A 17,098-nucleotide genomic window follows, 5' to 3' on the forward strand; every position below is an offset into this window, starting at 1 on the left:
GGCCGGTGGGGAGAACCGTGGGTCCGGTCAGGCCGGGGCGCAGCGCGGGGCGGGGGTGCCCGCGGTGCCGTTCGCCGTGTAGCCGAACGAGGTGGTGGCGCCGGCGGCGAGGGTGCCGTTGGACGAGGTGTTGCGGACGGTGATCCGGCCGTTCGCGACCGTGTGGGTGCCGTTCCAGAGGCTGGTGACGGTGGCGCCGCCCAGCTCCCAGTCGACCGTCCAGCCGGTGATCGGGCCGGTGCCGGTGTTCTTGACGGTGACCTCCGCCTGGTGGCCGCCCGGCCAGGAGTTGACCAGCTTGTGGGTGGCGGTGCAGGCCTTGGCGGGGGTCGGATCGGGTTCGGGATCGGGATCCGGGCCGGGGCCGGTGCCGTAGGTCAGGCCGTGCCCGTAGGGGAAGAGCGGGCTCTTGCCGTCGCCGTCGTTGATCGGCTGCTGGGAGGCGCCGCGCATCCAGGTCATGGGCAGCTTGCCGGTCGGCGCGTGGACACCGAACAGCACGTCCGCGACGCCACCGCCCTCGGTGCCGGGCAGCCAGGCGGCCAACAGGGCTTTCCAGTCCGGCAGTTGAGCCGTTATGTCCAGCGGGCGGCCGGAGACCAGCACCACCACGACGGGCACCCCGCTCGCCTTCAGCCGGGCCAGGGTCTGGAGGTCCTCCTGGTCGAGGCCCATGCCGTCGGGCCGGTCACCGCGCATCTCCGCGTACGGGGTCTCGCCGACGACGGCCACGGCGGCCGTGTAGCCGCCGTCGATGCCGTTGCCGTAGCGGTCGTAGGTGACCCGGGAAGGGTCGGCGACGGCGCCGCGGATGCCCTGGAGGATCGTGGTGCCCTCGGTGACGGGCCCGCTGCGGCCCTGCCAGCCGACGGTCCAGCCGCCGCTCTGGTTGCCGATGTCGTCGGCGGACTTCCCGGCGACGAACAGCCTGCCCGTCTTCGGCAGCGGCAGGATCCCGCCGTCGTTCTTCAGCAGCACCTGTGAGGCGCGCACCGCCTCCCGGGCGAGCGCCCGGTGCGCCGCCGAGCCGACCGTGGCGGTGTACGAACGGTCCGTCAACGGGCGCTCGAACAGCCCGAGCTGGAACTTCTTGGTGAGGATGCGCCGGTTGGCGTCGTCGATCCGGGCCATGGCGACACGGCCCGCGGAGACCTCGCCGCGCAGCAGGCTCAGGAACCTCTTGTAGTCGTGCGGGACCATCACCATGTCGACGCCCGCGTTGACGGCGGTGGCGATCTCGGCGCCGGTGAACCCGGTCTGCCCGTCGAGCTGGTCGACGGCGGCCCAGTCGGAGACGACGAACCCGGTGAAGCCCAGCTCGCCCTTGAGGACATCGGTGACCAGGTACTTGTGGGCGTGCGAGCGGACGCCGTTCCAGCTGCTGTAGGAGAGCATCACCGAGCCCACGCCGCGCTTGACGGCCTCCTGGAAGGGCGGCAGGTGGATCGCGCGCAGCTCGGCCTCGGAGATCTGGGTGTTGCCCTGGTCGACGCCGCCGGTGGTGCCGCCGTCGCCGAGGTAGTGCTTGGCGGTGGCGAGCACGGAGGCCGGGCCGCCGCCCAGGGCGGCGCCCTGCAGGCCGGTCACGAACGACGTCATCGAGGTGGGCAGTTCGGGCGTCTCGCCGAACGACTCGTACGTCCGTCCCCAGCGGTCGTTGCGGGCCACGCACAGACACGGCGCGAACGACCAGTCGATACCGGTGCCGGCCACCTCCTCGGCGACCGCGCGTCCGATGCGCTGCACGAGCGCGGGGTCGCGGGTGGCGCCCAGACCGATGTTGTGCGGGAAGAGCGTGGCGCCGCGCACCGCGTTGTGCCCGTGCACCGCGTCGATACCGTAGATCATCGGGATGCCGAGCGGGGTCGCCAGGGCGGTGCGCTGGAGGGAGTCGTAGGTGTCGGCCCAGGTCTGGGCGTTGTTGGGGCTGACCGTGGAGTCACCGCCGGAGAGCACCGAGCCGATGCGGAAGGCGGCGAGGTCGGACTGCGGGACCAGCGCGTCCTTCTCGATCTGGGTCATCTGGCCGAGCTTGTCGTCGAGCGTCATCCGGGCCAGCAGGTCGTCGACCCGCTGCGGCACGGGCAGAGCCGGGTCCTGGTACGGCAGGACGGCGGCGGCCCGCGCGGAGTCCGGCCCGGTGTCCCGCTCGGGCGGGACGGCGGCGGTGAGCCCGGTGACGGCGAGCGCCGCGGCGCAGAGGGCGGCGACGATCGGGCGGCGGGCCCGAGGACGGACGGAGCGGCGGGCGGTGCGGCGGGCGGCTGCTTCGGGGAGGAGCGGGGTCATGGCGGGGCCTTTCCGGGTGCGGGCCGGAGGGGCGGGAGGTGGTGCCGGGAGGGGGGGACGGGACCGGCGGGGGCGCGGGCCCCGCCGGTGCGGCCGGGTGGAACGCTCCGGGGTCCGCCCAGTCGGCGCAGGGCGGAGCCCGGAGCGGGTCGGTGCGTCGCGGGTCAGGCGACGGAGCAGGCGGTGCCGTTCAGGGTGAATCCGGCCGGCCTGGCGAAGCTGCCGCTGTAGGTGCCCTGGAAGCCGAAGCTCTGGGTCGCCCCGGCCGCGATCCGCGCGTTGTGCGCGGCCGGACTCGCCGTGACCGCGCCCGAGGAGCCGGACAGGGTCGCGTTCCAGGAGTTGGTGACGCTCTGCCCGGACGGCAGGGTGAAGCCGAGCTTCCAGTTGTCGACGGCGGAGGTGCCGGTGTTCTTCACCGTCACGTTCGCGGTGAAGCCGCCCTGCCACACGTTGGTCGCGTACGTCACCTGGCAGGCGGCCGCCGGGTCACCCGGGCCACCGGGGCCCGTGCCGCCCGTGTTCACCGTCGAGGAGAAGGAGTTCACCGCGAGCCCGGCGCCGTTCTGCCACGGCTCGAACCCGGCCTGGACGCTCGTCAGGTACCAGTTGCTCTGCGCCATCCCCCGGGCGACGGCCTGGTCGACGAAGTCCATCACGTCGAAGCTCCAGCTGCCGATCGCCGACGGGGCGACGAAGGAGATCACGTCGTTGGAGCCGTTGCTGCCGGTCCACACCTCCCAGGTGCGGCCGCCGACGCTCGCGCTGCCGACCGGGGAGCCGATCGGCTGGATCGGGCCGACCCGGTTGAACCAGATCATGATCTCGGTCCGGTTGACGCCGTCGGTGCGGGGCGTCGGGTCCAGCCAGATGTCGTACGAGGCGTTGAACACGGCGCCGGAGACATAGCCGTACGAGATGCTGCTGGGCGCGCTGGAGATGGTGCTGATCTGCGCCGGGAGGTTGGTGCCCGGCGAACAGTTGGTGTAGTGGCAGCCGTTGAAGACCGACGGGTACGACTTCGGAGCGCCGTTGGTCGGCACCGAGCCGTCGGCCTGGGTGACCCGGAAGCCGGTGTCGGTGGCGGTGACGCACTGGGTGGCGCTGGTGCCCCAGCGGTTGTTCTGGACGACGTAGCGGCCCTGGATCACGGTCGAGCCGAACGGCTCGCAGATCGTGGTGTCGGCCTGCGCGGGTGCCGTGGCGGCGAGCAGCGCGGCGAGTGTGGTCAGCGCGGTGAGCAGGGCGCCGAACAGGGCGCGGGCGGTGCGGAGGCGGTGCGGTGACGATCGCATGCGGGGCCTCTCTGGCGTGGGAACCGGATTCGACAGGGGGTGCTGTGGCATCGGGGTGTCGGGAGCGCTCCCATCTCCCCACTGATGGGAGCGCTCCCACCCCACCGGTTTCGGACGCGACTGTAGGAGTCCGCCCGTGCCCCTGACAACCCCGCGCGCGCGATTCCGTCGAATGGATTTCGAAGACGCAGGTCAGCGGGGGTGGCTCCGGCTTGCTCAGTCAACGAGCAAGCCGCCCATAGCAATTGGGAGCGCTCCCGAAAGTTTGCGAAGAACCGTGCGGAGGGGAATCAGGTGGCGCAGGCACGGCCGTTGAGCGTGAAGGCGGCGGGCGCGCCGGCGGGGGTACCGCCCGCCTGGAAGCCGAAGCTCGTCGTGCCGCCCGCGGGGAGGGTCGCGTTGTGGCCCGCGTTCGCCGCGGTGACCTCGGCCCCCGACTGGGTGACGGTGGCGTTCCAGGCGTTGGTGACCTGCTCGCCGCCGCGGAAGGAGAAGCCGAGTTTCCACCCGTCCACGGGAGCCGCCCCGGTGTTCTTGATCCGCACCTCGGCGGTGAACCCCCCGTTCCAGGAGGATCCGACGGTGTAGGTGACGGCGCAGCCCACGGCGGGGGTGGGTGTGGGCGTCGGGGTCGGCGTGGGAGCGGGGGTCGGGGTCGGCGTCGGGGTCGGATCCGGGCTCGGCGAACTGCCGTCCGGCAGGGCGCCCCACTGCCGCTCCGCGCCCTCCAGCAGGACGATGTTGGGGGCGTCGACGGGGGTGCTGCCGGGAGTGGTCGCGATCCGCTGGTACGACCAGTCGTTGCCGGGGCTCCAGGCACCGGCCGAACTGATCCGGAACTGCACCTCCTTGCGGTACGCGGACTGGCCGGCAGGCGCGATCACGGCGCTGGAGCAGTCGACGGTGACGTAGTAGACGTCGCCCGCGTGGCGGGTGGGCCCGGAGACCGGACCGCACTGGTTGTAGTTGGTGCTGACGCTGATCTGGCTCGGCTGGACGCCGGGTTCGAGGGTGAAGTAGTACCGCAGCGAGCTGTCGGTGAGGGCGCGGGCGGGCCACGCCGACTTGTTGACCAGATAGGCCTTGATCTCGGTGAAGCCGGCGCCGGAGGCGTTCACCGAGGCCTGCACGGACATCTCGGGTCCGTCGGGGGTCTCGGCCTTGGGGAAGTCCGCGAGGGGCATGCCGCCGTACTCGGCGTACAGGCGGGCGAGAGCGCCTGTGAAGGCCGCGTTGTAATCGGTGGCGACCTCGTTGTTGACGTAGTTCTGCCGGTCGTCGGTGTAGGCGTCGTCGGCCGCGCTGGGTCCGCCGACGAGGGCGCCGTACAGCACGTGCCGGCTGTCGGCCGGGTTGGTGATCTGGTCGGACCAGGACCCGTGCGCCGTACGGTGATGGGGCTTGGTGGGCGGATTGGCCCCGAAGCCGACGACGTAACTGGACTTACGGGGGTTGTCACCGAGGGCGTAGTTGATCTGCCGGACGGCGAAGTCGTGGTAGCGGGCCTTGCGGGCCGGATCGCCGGTCAGCCAGTCCGAGTGGACGAGCGCGGCGAACGCGGTGTTCGCGGCGTAGCGCAGGGAGCCCCAGCTGTCGAGGACGGCCTGTCCGCCGGGCGAGTAGCGCACCCGGCTGCCGTTCACGCCGACGGTCCACCAGTCCAGCCAGCGGTTGGCGTCGTCGACGTACTTCTGCTTGCCGGTGAGCTGGGCGAGCAGGACGTAGGCGCCGTAGGAGCTGTCGTCCCAGGAGAGGGTCCAGCGGTAGGAGCGGGTGGAGGTCTGGGGTTCGGTGGAGAGGTTGTCGTAGTAGCTCTCGGCCTTGGCGAGATAGGCGGGATCACCGGTGGCCTTGTACAGCCAGACGGCACCCCACACCAGCTCGTCCCGGTACCCGCTCCAGGAGTTGTAGTAGCTCTGGGCGTCGGTGATGCAGTCGCTGTACTCGCCGCGGTAGGTGTCGGCGAAGGCGTAGAGCTGCTTGGCGTGCGTGAGCAGCTTCCCGGCGTACGCGGCGTCGCTGTCCGCGAACACCATGGAGGAGGCCGCCAGGGCGGCGGCGGTCTGCCCGGCGAGGTCGGAGCCGGGACAGGAGGCGTCGATCTTGAAGGCGGGCCGTTCCATGGGCATGACCTCGGCCGGCCCCCACCAGGCGTGGTCCTTGCCGCCGTGGCCGACCTGACCGTACAGGACGTTGGGCGAGGGGTGGGCCTTGACGAAGTAGTCGCTGACGAACCGGAGGTTGTTCTTCAGGTGGGTCCACTGGCCGGTGCCGGTGTAGGCGGCGCGTTCCTCCAGGCCGCCCCAGGCCAGCACGGTCGCGGAATACGCCATCGGCAGGCCGAACTTGACGTGGTCACCAGCGTCGTACCACCCGCCGGTGAGGTCGAGGCCGGCGTCCTTGCCGTCGTTCAGCCCGGAGTCCCCGCGCCAGCCGACCCGGTTCCAGTCCGGGACCGGGCCGGACTGCTGGGCCTCGTAGAAGAGGAGGGACTTCTGCAGGGCCTCGCCGTAGTTGAACGCGGGCGCGGCGGAGGAGGGGGCGGCGGCGGTGAGCGGCAGCAGCAGACCGGCGGTGAGGGTGGCGGCGAGGGCGGCGGGGCCGCGTGCGCGTCCGCGCCGGGCGGGGGCGGGGGCGGGGGACGGCTGGGGCCGTTTGAAGGGGTTGGGTGAGTGCGGGCGCAACGGATCGTCCTTTCCGTACGGGCGTGTGCGGGGAGGATGGATCGGGGTCGTGCCGTGCACGGGGGGCGGCCGGAGGTCTGCTTCGCACGGTGCACGCGGGCGTGCGTACGGGGTGTACGAGGTGTGCGCACGCGACGCGTTGAAGCCCGGCGCCGGCTCGCGTCCGCGGGGAGGCGTGCGGGAGCCGGTGCCGGGAGCCCCTGGGAGCGCTCCCACGTGCTGGCCATGAAGCCAGCCGTGACCAGTCGTGTCAAGGCATGGCGGGGATAGGAGTTCGGGCTGCCGGTCCTTCTCCACGGCCCGGCTGGTCAGGCCCGCTCGGCCTGTCGCATTCGATCGACCGGCTCCCGTCGTGCCGGCGTGCAGCACCCGCGGGAAGGTGACGCGGTCCGGTCCCCTGCCGGTGTGTGACAGCTGGACGAGAAGACCACCGGCCGCCTTCCGGCGGCAGCTCTACTCGACGGACTCCGGCCGGCAACGGAGCAGCCGCCCGCCGAGCAGCACAGCGCAGGACCCGACGGTCAGAAGACCGCCGGCGAGGAAGGTGCCCCGCACGTCGGCGAGCGGCAGGACCACTCCCCCGAGTGCGGCACCCGCCGCGATTCCGGCGTTGTAAGCAGCGGAGTTCGCCGCGAGTGCGATGTCCGTGCGGCCCGGAGCACAATGCAGCATCTCGTTCTGCGTGGTCATGAACACCGGCCCGAGCGCACCGCCCATCAGCACCAAGAACACCACCGCCGCCACCGGATCGGCGCCTCCCGCGTACAGGCCCAGCATGCCCACCGCCTGCGTGGCTACCGCAGTGGTCAACGCGGCGTGCGGAAAGCGGTCCAGTAGCGCACCGGTGATGCTCACCCCGGTCAGACACGCAACGCCGAAAACTGTGAACAGGACGCTGACCGTGCTCGGGGCGAATCCGCTCACGTCACCCAGGAACGTCACGATGTAGGTGAATCCCGCGAACGCCCCCGTAGCGGACAGCGTCCCGGCCGCCAGCACGATGCCGAACCGACGGGCGTCGGGACTGGTTCCGTAGGCGGCGGGCTCTTCTTCCGGACGCGAGGTGGGCAGCAGAACGACGACCGTCACGAGGGACACGAGGCCCAGACCGGCCAGCATCGCGACGGGCACTGGCCAATCGCTCCGCCGGCCCAGCCAGGTCCCGGCGGGGACACCGAGCACGAGGGCGAGCGAACCGGCGACGGACAGCGCCCCGACCACCCGCCCGCGGACCTCGGGTGCGAACAGGCCCACCGCGACCGGCCCCATCACGGCCCAGAACAGCGCCTGGGCGAGCGCGGTCAGCAGCCGTGCCACAAGGAGCAGCCGGTAGGAGGTGGCCAGCGACGCAATCAGACTCGACACGACCAGTGCGGCCAGCAGGCCCGTGAGCACATGACGTCGAGGCAGGGTCCGCGTGACGTGGGCCAGCGGCACGGACGCGACGGCGACCGTCACACCGTAACCGGTGACCAGGAGGCCGACCGCCGGCACCGACACCCGAAGGCTTTCGGAGAGGAGATCCAGGAGGCCGATCGGCAGGTTCTCCGCAGTGTTGAAGGTGAAGGCGGCCAGCATCAGGGCCACGAGCACCGCCGACCGTTGCCATGGGGCCGGCCGCCCACCGACCGCACGGTCTCTTCCCGCCCGCGCCGATCGCGCCTGCTCCCTGGCGCCGCCCATGGAGGTACTTCACCGGGTTCACCGGTCCTGCCGCAACCGAATTCGTCCCTGCGGTGCGGATCAGCCATGTGGGCTCGCTGGCAGGATGGTCTCGTGGTTGACCTGGAGCGCATCACAGCTGAGACCGTGGCGTACTACCGAGCACTCGACGAGGCCGCCGCCCCGCGGCACCACTTCCGCCACGCTGACGAGCAAGGCGGCCTCTGGTACCTGGAGGCCGTAGCCGATCGCGGCGAGTTGATCATCATCAAGCAAGCACAGCTGACGTCGGCCGGCCAACTCCACCGGTACAGCTGGGAGCACCTGGAGGACGAGCACGGCGGCTTGACAGACCAAGCGATCGCCCCCGACGAGGACCCGCTGGAGACGATCCCGGCCGAAGAGTTCCAGCAGGTGTGGACTCGGTGAACCGGCCGGACGACCGAGAGGCGAGGGTGTCAGGCCGGTGACCGGGGAGTGCGGGGAGGCCTCGGCCGAAGGCCGCGACGGCCCGTTCGCCGGCGCGGCTCTCGATGAGCAGTACGCGCTCGGCGAGTCCGGCGGCCTCCTTTGAGGGGCTCACGCCGACTCCCGGATCACCAGCCGGGTCCGCAGCATCACGTGCCGCCAGGCGACCTCCGGTTGTTCCATCTCCTCCAGCAGGAGACGGACCATGGTGCGGCCGATCTCCTCCAGGGGCTGGCGGACGGTGGTCAGGGGCGGGTCGGTGTGCTGGGCGAGGTGGAAGTCGTCGAAGCCGACGACGGCCACGTCGTCGGGGACGCGGCGGCCCGCGGCGCGCAGGACGGACAGGGCCGCGGCGGCCATGGTGTCGGAGGCGGCGAGGACCGCGTCGACGTCAGGGTGCCGTTCGAGGAGTTCGGTCATCGCCCGGCGTCCGCTCGCCTCGGTGAAGTCGCCCTCGACGGTCCAGGAGGGGTCGGTGGGCAGTCCGGCGTCGGCGAGGGCCTGGCGGTAGCCGCGCAGGCGGCACTGGGCGACGTACATGTCGAGCGGCCCGGTGATGGTGGCGATCGAGCGGCGGCCGCCGCGCACGAGGTGGGCGACGGCCTCGCGGGCGCCGCCGACGTTGTCCGCGTCGACGGAGGTGACCTGCTCGTCGCCCGAGCGGCGCCCGAGCAGCACGGTGGGCAGGCCGGCGTCGGCGAGCATGTCGGGCAGCCGGTCCTCGGCGCGTACGGACATCAGCAGCACGCCGTCGACCCGGCCGCCGCGCGCGTATTCGAGGAACCGCTGCCGTTCGGCGTCGGTGCGGACCAGGGTGAGCAGCAGCTGGACGGAGGTGTCGGTGAGGGCGTCGCCGACGGAGCGGACGGTCTCGGCGAAGAACGGCTCGCCGAACAGCCGCCAGTCCCGCTCGGTCATCACCAGCGCCACGGCGTCGGCGCGCCGTCCGGCCAGTGACCGCGCCGCCAGGTTGGGCACATAGCCGAGTTCGGCGATGGCCCGCTGTACGGCGCGGCGGGTCGATTCCTTGACGCCCGTCTCGTTGTTGATGACGCGGGAGACCGTGCCCCGCCCGACACCGGCGAGCGCGGCCACCTCCTCCAGCGTGGGCGTCGCAACGGGCCGCCGTTTGACCATCCTTCACCCCCAAGGGCGTCCGATCTTACGGGCCCCGGCTCCTGTGATCGAACGCCCGGGCGGTCTCTCAGCCGCCGTACCGCTCCCGCAGCTCCACCTTCCGCACCTTTCCGGACACGGTCATCGGGAAGGAGTCGAGGATTCGCAGCCGGCTCGGGATCTTGTAGTGGGCCAGCCGGCCGTCGCAGAACGACCGCAGTTCCTCCAGGGTCAGGGGGGCGGCGGGGTCGGACGGGATGACGCAGGCCAGCACCTCCTCGCCGTACCGCTCGTGCGGCACCCCGACGACCTGGACGTCGGCGATCCTGGGGTGGGCGTGGAGGAACTCCTCGATCTCGCGCGGGTAGATGTTCTCGCCGCCTCTGATGATCATGTCCTTGATGCGGCCGACGATCTCGACGTAGCCGTCCTCGCGCATCACCGCGAGGTCTCCGGTGTGCATCCAGCGGCCCGCGTCGACGGCCTCGGCGGTCTTCTCGGGCTCGTTCCAGTAGCCGAGCATCACGCTGTAGCCGCGGGTGCACAGCTCGCCCGCGGAGCCGCGCGGCAGGGTCACGCCGGTCGCCGGGTCGACGATCTTCACCTCGATGTGCGGCAGGACCCGGCCGACCGTGGCGGTGCGGTGCTCCAGGTCGTCGTCCATGCGGGTCTGGAGCGAGACGGGGGACGTCTCGGTCATGCCGTAGCAGATGGAGACCTGCTCCATGTGCATCTCGGCGACGACCCGCTTCATCACCTCCACGGGGCAGGGCGAGCCCGCCATGATGCCGGTGCGCAGCGAGGAGAGATCGTACGACGCGAAGTCCGGCAGGTTCAGCTCGGCGATGAACATCGTGGGAACGCCGTACAGCGAGGTGCAGCGCTCCCGTTGCACCGCCTCCAGCGTGGCCTTCGGGTCGAAGGACGGGGCGGGGATGACGATGCAGGCGCCGTGGGAGGTGGCCGCCAGGTTTCCCATGACCATGCCGAAGCAGTGGTAGAAGGGGACGGGGACGCAGATGCGGTCCTGTTCGCTGTATCCGATCGACTCCCCCACGAAGTAACCGTTGTTGAGGATGTTGTGGTGGGAGAGCGTGGCGCCCTTCGGGAAGCCCGTGGTGCCCGAGGTGTACTGGATGTTGACGGGGTCGTCGCAGGACAGCTCCGGGAACGCCTCCGGCCCGCCGGCCCCGCCCGCCGCCCGGCCCAGCAGCGCGTCCCAGCTCGGGTCGCCGAAGTACACGACCTCGCGCAGCTCCGGGCAGTCGCCGCGGACCTGCTCGGTCATCGCCCGGTAGTCGCTGGTCTTGTGCCGGAGGGAGGCGAAGAGGACGCGGACGCCCGCCTGTTTCAGGACGTAGGCGACCTCGTGGGTGCGGTACGCCGGGTTGATGTTCACCATGATCGCGCCGATCCGCGCGGTGGCGTACTGGACGAGGACCCACTCGGGGCAGTTGACCGCCCAGATGCCGACCCGGTCGCCCTTGGCGACCCCGGCGGCGAGCAGGGCGCGCGCCAGGCCGTCGACGTCCGAGGCGAACGCGGCGTACGTCCAGCGGCGGCCGGACGGGACGTCGACCAGCACCTCCCGGTCCGGCCAGGCGGCGACCGCGCGGTCCAGATCGGCGCCGATGGTGTCGCCGAGGAGCGGGATCGCGCTCGCCCCGTGGGTGTACGAGTTCACCGGAAGTCCTCCTCGCGGTACTCGGCGTCCGAGCCGGCCGCCGTGGCCTCGCGCAGCTCCACACGGCGGATCTTGCCGGAGACCGTCTTGGGCAGGTCGGCGAACTCCAGGCGGCGGATGCGCTTGTAGGGCGCCAGGACCTCGCGGGAGTGCTCGAAGAGGACCTTGGCGGTGTCGGGGCCGGGCGTCCAGCCGTCCGCGAGGACGACGTACGCCTTGGGGACGGCGAGGCGCAGTGCGTCCGGGGCGGGCACGACGGCGGCCTCGGCGACGGCCTCGTGCTCCAGCAGGGCGCTCTCCAGCTCGAAGGGGCTGATCTTGTAGTCGGACGCCTTGAAGACGTCATCGCTTCGCCCGATGTAGGTCAGGTATCCGTCCTCGTCGCGTGCGGCGACGTCGCCGGTGCGGTAGTAGCCGCCGGCCATCGCCTCCGCCGTGCGCTCGGGGTCGCCGTGGTAGCCGGTCATCAGGCCGACCGGCCGCTGCGCGAGGTCCAGGGCGATCTCGCCCTCGGTGGCACCGGGGGCGCCGGTGACGGGGTCGAGGAGTTCGACGCGGTAGCCGGGGCTGGGGCGGCCCATGGAGCCGGTCTTCAGCCGCTGGCCCGGGGTGTTGGCGACCTGGACGGCGGTCTCGGTCTGGCCGAAGCCGTCCCGGATGGTGACGCCCCAGGCGCGCCGGACCTGCTCGATGACCTCGGGGTTCAGCGGCTCGCCGGCGGCGACGGCCTCGCGGGGCCGGGTGCGCAGCGCGCCGAGGTCCGCCTGGATGAGCATGCGCCAGACGGTGGGCGGTGCGCAGAAGGTGGTGACGCCGGCGCGGTCCATCTCGGCCATCAGGCGGGCCGCGTCGAAGCGGGTGTAGTTGAGGAGGAAGACGGTCGCCTCGGCGTTCCAGGGGGCGAAGAGGTTGGACCAGGCGTGCTTGGCCCAGCCGGGCGAGGAGATGTTCAGGTGGACGTCGCCGGGCTTGAGGCCGATCCAGTACATGGTGGCCAGGTGCCCGACGGGGTACGAGGTGTGGGTGTGCTCGACCAGCTTGGGGCGGGCGGTCGTCCCGGAGGTGAAGTAGAGCATCAGCGGGTCGTCGGCGCGGGTCGGGCCGTCGGGGGCGAAGCCGGCCGGGGACGTGTACGCCTCCTCGTACGGCAGCCAGGACCTGGCCGGCGCACCACCCGAGGCCCCGCCCGGGGTGCCGCCCACCGCGATCCGGGTGTAGTCGCCGGGCACCTCGTCGAACTTGCCGGTGTCGGCGGCGCGCACGATCGCGTGCCGGACGCGGCCCCGGTCGACGCGGTCGCGCAGGTCGGCGGCGCCGAGCAGCGGGGTGGCGGGGATGACGACGGCGCGCAGCTTCATCGCGGCCAGCGCGGTCTCCCACAGCTCGGCCTGGTTGCCGAGCATGACGAGGACGCGGTCGCCGGCGGTGACGCCGCGGGCGCGCAGCCAGTTCGCGACCCGGTCGGAGCGGTCGGAGAGTTCGGCGAAGCTCAGCCGGGTCTCGGTGCCGTCCTCCTCGACGATGTGCAGCGCGGTGCGGTCGTTGCCGTCCGCGATGACGTCGAACCAGTCGAGTGCCCAGTTGAAGTGCTCGGGCCGGGGCCAGGCGAAGCCGTCGTAGGCCGTGCTGTAGTCCTCACGGTGTGCCAGCAGGAAGTCCCGCGCCTGGCGGAAGTCCTCGGTCGCCGTCGTCATTCGTTCTCCCTCTGTCCGGACCGTTGCCGGGCGGCTCCCGGACATCGTGTAATCCGTGATGCAGGTCTCACTACCCCCTAACGGGGGTGCGCGCCGCGGGGCGCGCCAGGAAAGGGCGAGCACGTGGGAGCAGACGGAGCGGACACGTCGGACACCGCGGTCATCCGGGGCGCGCTGCTGCGGCTGCGCCGCACGACCGGCCTCCCGGTGGCGTTCGGCGGCCTGGTGGAGGCGGGACGGCCGCGGGTGCGCATCACGGAGCTGACCGGGACCCGCACCCCGGCGCTCAGCGCGCTCGCGGTGACCTCCGGCAACGGGCTGGGCGGCAAGGCGGTGGCGCTGGGCCGGCCGTGCGCCGTGGCCGACTACTCCGCCTCCCGGCAGATCAGCCACGAGTACGACGCGCCGGTCGCCGTGGAGGGGCTGCGGTCCGTGCTCGCCGTGCCCGTCGTCGTACGGCGGCGGGTGCGGGGGGTGCTGTACGGCGCCCTGCGCACCGCCCAGCCGCTGGGCGACCGCATGCTGCACGCGGCCGTCGAGGCGGCGCGGGACGTGGAGCAGGCGCTGGTGGCGCGGGAGGAGGCGCGGGGGCTGCTGGACGCCGCCCGAGCGGAGCCGCGGGGCGGCGCGGAGGCGGCGGACCCGGCGGAGGCGGGGGCGGTAAGAGAGCGGATGCGGGAAGCGCACGCGGCGCTGCGGGCGCTGGCGCCGCGGATCGCCGACCCGGGCCTGCGGGCGGAACTCCTGGACGCCTGCGGGCTGCTGGCACCGGTCCGAGCGCCGGGCGGGGTGCGGCTGGCGCCCCGGGAGGTGGACGTGCTGGCCTGTGTGGCGGCGGGGTCGACGAACGCGGCGGCGGCCGAGCGGCTGGGGCTGCGCCCGGAGACGGTGAAGAGCTATCTGCGCTCGGCGATGCGGAAGCTGGGCGCGCGGACGCGGGGAGAGGCGGTGGTGGCCGCGCGGCGGGCGGGGGTGCTGCCGTAGGAGTGCCGGGGCGTGGGCACCGTCGGGGTTCCGGGGCGTGGGCGCCGTCGGGGTTCCGGGGTGTGAGCGCCGTAGGGGTTCTGGAGGCTGGCGGATGGGGGTTCCTCGTGGTTGCTCGCACGGTTCCCCGCGCCCCTTCCGGGCGCACCCGGAGTCGCGGCCCTCCCCGTGTGCCGTTCGTCATGCAATTGACACGGAGCTGAAATTCCCCATGCACGTCGCTGTTATTTCCCTCACCACCGCGTCGCTCCGAATTTCAATCACTCCCCGCCTAGAATTTGGCCAGAACACGACACACGGAGGGGAGCGGTGACCGTGCGACGGGACTTCAAGGAGCCTGCCAGATGCCGCCCCGACCTGGTCATCGGCCGGGAGGAGCCGTTCGCGTCGGCGCGTGAGCAGCTGGCGCGCGGCGGCAGTGTGCTGCTCCACGGGCCCGCCGGAATAGGAAAGTCGACCGTGCTGCGGGCATTGGCCGCGGAATACGGCGCCACGGCCCGCACCGTGTTGCGCTGCTCCGCGACCGAGTCCGAATCCCATCTCCCCTTCCTGGCCCTCGCCGACCTGCTCGGCCTGGTCCTCCACGAGGTGTCCGACCAGCTGCCCGCCACCCAGCGCACCGCGCTGGAGTCGGCCCTGACCGGCCGCGGCGAGTCCACCCTCCAGCGCGACGGCCTCGCGCTGCGGCTCGCCGTGCTCTCGGCGCTGCGCGCGCTCGCCGCGGCGGGACCCGTCCTGGTCGTCGCCGACGACCTCCAGTGGCTCGACCCGGCCAGCGCCGAACTGCTCGGCTTCGCCGCCCGCCGCCTCGGCGGCGCCCCGGTCCAGCTGCTGTGCGCGGTCCGCACCGAGGGCCAGGAGTACGACCGGCAACCGCGCTTCCCCGCCCTCGACTTCACGAGAGCGGGGGGACCCCCGTCCCCGCCCGACACCCTCGCCCTGCGCCTCGGCCCGCTCTCCCGCGTCCAGGTCTCCGCGCTGCTCGACCACCGCGGCTACACCGGGCTGCCCCGCTCCACGGTCCGCGACATCCACCGCACCAGCGGCGGCAACCCGCTGTTCGCACTGGAACTGGGCCGCGCGCTCGCCGAGAGCCCGACCCCGCCCCGGCCGGGCGAGCCGCTGCCGGTGCCGACCTCGCTGCGCGCTCTGGTGCTGAACCGGCTGGAGATGCTGTCCGACGAGGCCCGGCACACCCTCCTGGTGGCCAGCGCGGGCGCCCGTCCCACGCTGGCCCTGCTGCACGCGGCCGGCCGCGACCACGCCGAGGCGGAGACCGCGCGGGCCGCCGAACTGGGGCTGCTCGCCACCGAACCGGAGGGCCCGGCCGTACGGTTCGCGCATCCGCTGATCTCGGCCGCGCTGTACGCGGAAGCGCCCGCGCACCGGCGCCGCGCCGCGCACGCGGCGCTCTCCGAGGCGGCCTCCGATCCGATCGAACGCGCCCGGCACCTGGCGCTGGCCACCAACGGAACCGACCCGGAGGTGGCGGCCCGGCTCGCCGAGGCCGCCGCGCTGGCCCGGGACCGCGGCGCGCCGTCCATGGCGGCCTCGCTGGGGCTCCTCGCCGCCCGGCACACCCCCGCCGACGGTGTACCGGCCGCCGACGAGCGGCGGTTGCAGGCCGCCGAGGACGCGATCACCGCGGGCGAGGTGGACCTCGCCCGGGACATCGCGCGGGAGGTGCTGTCCCGGGCGACCGCGCCCGCCGACCGGGTACGGGCCTGGATGGTGGTGATCGAGGCCGCCGGGCAGGCCCTCGGAGACGTCGACGCGGTCTTCCCGCAGGCGCTCGCCGACGCGGGCGACGACCCCCGGCTGCTCGCCCTGGTCCACTACCAGCTGGCCTGGCGGGCCCTCGTCGTCGAGGGCGACTTCGCCGAGGGCCGGGAGGAGGCCGCGCACGCCGCCGAGCTGGCCGCGCGCGGCGCCGACCGGCGCACCGAGCTGCTGGCGCTCGCCTTCCAGGCGCAGGCCGAGACCCTGATGGGTCACCCCGACGCCCCGGCGACCATCCGGCGGGCCCTCCAGGAACCGCAGGACCCGCAGGTCGCCTGCCACCACAACGGGGCGGGCTCCACCCGGCTGCGCTGGCTGCTGATGAGCGACCAGCTGCCCGAGGCCCGCGCCACCGTCACCAGGCTGCTCAGCGAGGTGCGGCGGCGCGGCATGGTGGAGAGCGAGGTGCACTTCCTGCGGATGCTCGCCGAGACCGAGCTGCGCGCCGGGCACTGCGGACGGGCATTGGACCTGTCCCGGGAGAGCCTGCGGCTGGCCCGGGACTCCGGGATCGGCGAGGTGGCCTCCGCCGTGCTCACCTCCGTCGCGGAGGCGTCCGGCGGGGATGTCGACCGGGCGCTGGCGCTGGCCCGGGAGGCGGCCGAGCACGCCGAGGAGGACGGCGACCAGATCTACATGTCGCGCGCACTGGCCTCCCTCGGCTACGTCCAGCTGGTCGCCGGGGACGCCCCCGGCACCGTCCGGTCGCTGCGCCGGGTGCGGGAACTGGAGCACGGACTCGGGGTGACGGACCCGGCACGCGGGCGCTGGCACGGTGACCTCGCGGAGGCGCTGGTGCGGATCGGGGAGGTCGCCGAGGCGCAGGACGTCATCGCCGTCACGCGCGAGCAGGCGCTGCGACTGGGCCGGGAGAGCGTGCTGGCCGTGCTGGACCGGGCGGAGGCCCTGGTGCGGGCGGCACACGGGGACCACGACGGCGCGATCGCGCGGCTGACGTCGGTTCAGGACCGGCTGGCCGAACTGGGATACGGGCTGGAGGAGGCGCGGGCCGCCTTCGCGCTGGCCCGGCTGCGCACTCACGCGCAGGCGCTCGGCTTCGCCCGGGCGGGCGGCGGCGCCCGGTCCGGTCCGGCGTCGTACGACGAGGCGGCGCGGCTGTTCCGGCGGTGCCGGGCGCTGCCGTGGCTGCGGCAGGTGGAGGCGGCGGCCGCTCCCCCGCCGGCTCACGGCCCGGCTCCGGTGCCCGCGCCCGCGACGGCCGCGCTGGACGGACTGGCGTCGATGGAGCGTCAGGTCGCCGCACTGGTCATGGAGGGCGCCACCAACCGGGAGATCGCCGCCCGGCTGTTCATCAGCGTCAAGACGGTGGAGGCGACCCTGACCCGGGTCTACCGCAAGCTGGGGATCCGGTCCCGGGTGGACATCGTCCGGCTGGCGGCGGGGCGCACGGGCTGAGGGCCGGGAGGGAGCCGGCCCCTGACG

10 protein-coding genes are annotated in these 17,098 nt (G+C 73.0%); 3 read left to right on the forward strand and 7 right to left on the reverse strand.

Features of this window, described 5'->3' with window-relative positions; genetic code table 11:
- Positions 1 to 27 precede the first annotated feature (27 nt).
- From VE614_RS18335 to VE614_RS18350, 4 genes are all read right to left on the reverse strand, one after another.
- The gene (locus tag VE614_RS18335; protein WP_324937819.1) at positions 28 to 2,289 is read right to left on the reverse strand and encodes a glycoside hydrolase family 3 N-terminal domain-containing protein; all 2,262 of its coding nucleotides are present in this window, start codon (positions 2,287 to 2,289) and stop codon (positions 28 to 30) included.
- Positions 2,290 to 2,453: 164 nt separating this feature from the next.
- A complete protein-coding gene (locus tag VE614_RS18340; protein WP_324937821.1) occupies positions 2,454 to 3,584 on the reverse strand; it encodes a GH12 family glycosyl hydrolase domain-containing protein in 1,131 nt (376 codons plus the stop codon).
- Between the two features lie 290 nt (positions 3,585 to 3,874).
- Positions 3,875 to 6,268: a glycoside hydrolase family 9 protein gene (locus tag VE614_RS18345; protein ID WP_324937823.1), complete on the reverse strand. Its 2,394-nt coding sequence runs from the start codon at positions 6,266 to 6,268 to the stop codon at positions 3,875 to 3,877.
- A 453-nt stretch (positions 6,269 to 6,721) separates the two neighbouring features.
- Positions 6,722 to 7,846 carry an MFS transporter gene (locus tag VE614_RS18350; protein ID WP_324937976.1) on the reverse strand — a complete coding sequence of 375 codons (1,125 nt, stop codon included), beginning with the start codon at positions 7,844 to 7,846 and terminating at the stop codon, positions 6,722 to 6,724.
- Between the two features lie 198 nt (positions 7,847 to 8,044).
- Here VE614_RS18350 and VE614_RS18355 point away from each other — a divergent pair, with 198 nt between their 5' ends.
- On the forward strand, positions 8,045 to 8,359 hold the full coding sequence (locus VE614_RS18355; RefSeq protein WP_324937825.1) for a hypothetical protein: 315 nt from the start codon (positions 8,045 to 8,047) through the stop codon (positions 8,357 to 8,359).
- 150 nt (positions 8,360 to 8,509) lie between these two features.
- Here VE614_RS18355 and VE614_RS18360 read toward each other — a convergent pair whose 3' ends face one another.
- The 3 genes from VE614_RS18360 to VE614_RS18370 form a co-directional block, all read right to left on the reverse strand.
- Positions 8,510 to 9,535 (reverse strand): LacI family DNA-binding transcriptional regulator, encoded by a 1,026-nt coding sequence (locus VE614_RS18360; protein ID WP_324937827.1) that lies wholly within the window; start codon positions 9,533 to 9,535, stop codon positions 8,510 to 8,512.
- Between the two features lie 67 nt (positions 9,536 to 9,602).
- Entirely contained in the window at positions 9,603 to 11,198 is a 1,596-nt protein-coding gene (locus tag VE614_RS18365; protein ID WP_324937829.1) for an AMP-binding protein, read from the reverse strand.
- Positions 11,195 to 12,892 carry an AMP-binding protein gene (locus tag VE614_RS18370; protein WP_324937831.1) on the reverse strand — a complete coding sequence of 566 codons (1,698 nt, stop codon included), beginning with the start codon at positions 12,890 to 12,892 and terminating at the stop codon, positions 11,195 to 11,197. The genes VE614_RS18365 and VE614_RS18370 overlap by 4 nt, the downstream gene beginning before the upstream one ends.
- Before the next feature lie 123 nt (positions 12,893 to 13,015).
- Between VE614_RS18370 and VE614_RS18375 the strand changes: the two genes are divergently transcribed.
- Both VE614_RS18375 and VE614_RS18380 read left to right on the forward strand, forming a co-directional pair.
- Positions 13,016 to 13,876, forward strand: coding sequence for a helix-turn-helix transcriptional regulator (locus VE614_RS18375; RefSeq protein ID WP_324937833.1), 861 nt, complete (start codon positions 13,016 to 13,018; stop codon positions 13,874 to 13,876).
- A 309-nt stretch (positions 13,877 to 14,185) separates the two neighbouring features.
- On the forward strand, positions 14,186 to 17,071 hold the full coding sequence (locus VE614_RS18380; RefSeq protein ID WP_324937835.1) for a LuxR family transcriptional regulator: 2,886 nt from the start codon (positions 14,186 to 14,188) through the stop codon (positions 17,069 to 17,071).
- Positions 17,072 to 17,098 lie beyond the last annotated feature (27 nt).

It is taken from the genome of Streptomyces sp. (genome assembly GCF_035645055.1).
Taxonomy (GTDB): Bacteria; Actinomycetota; Actinomycetes; order Streptomycetales; family Streptomycetaceae; genus Streptomyces.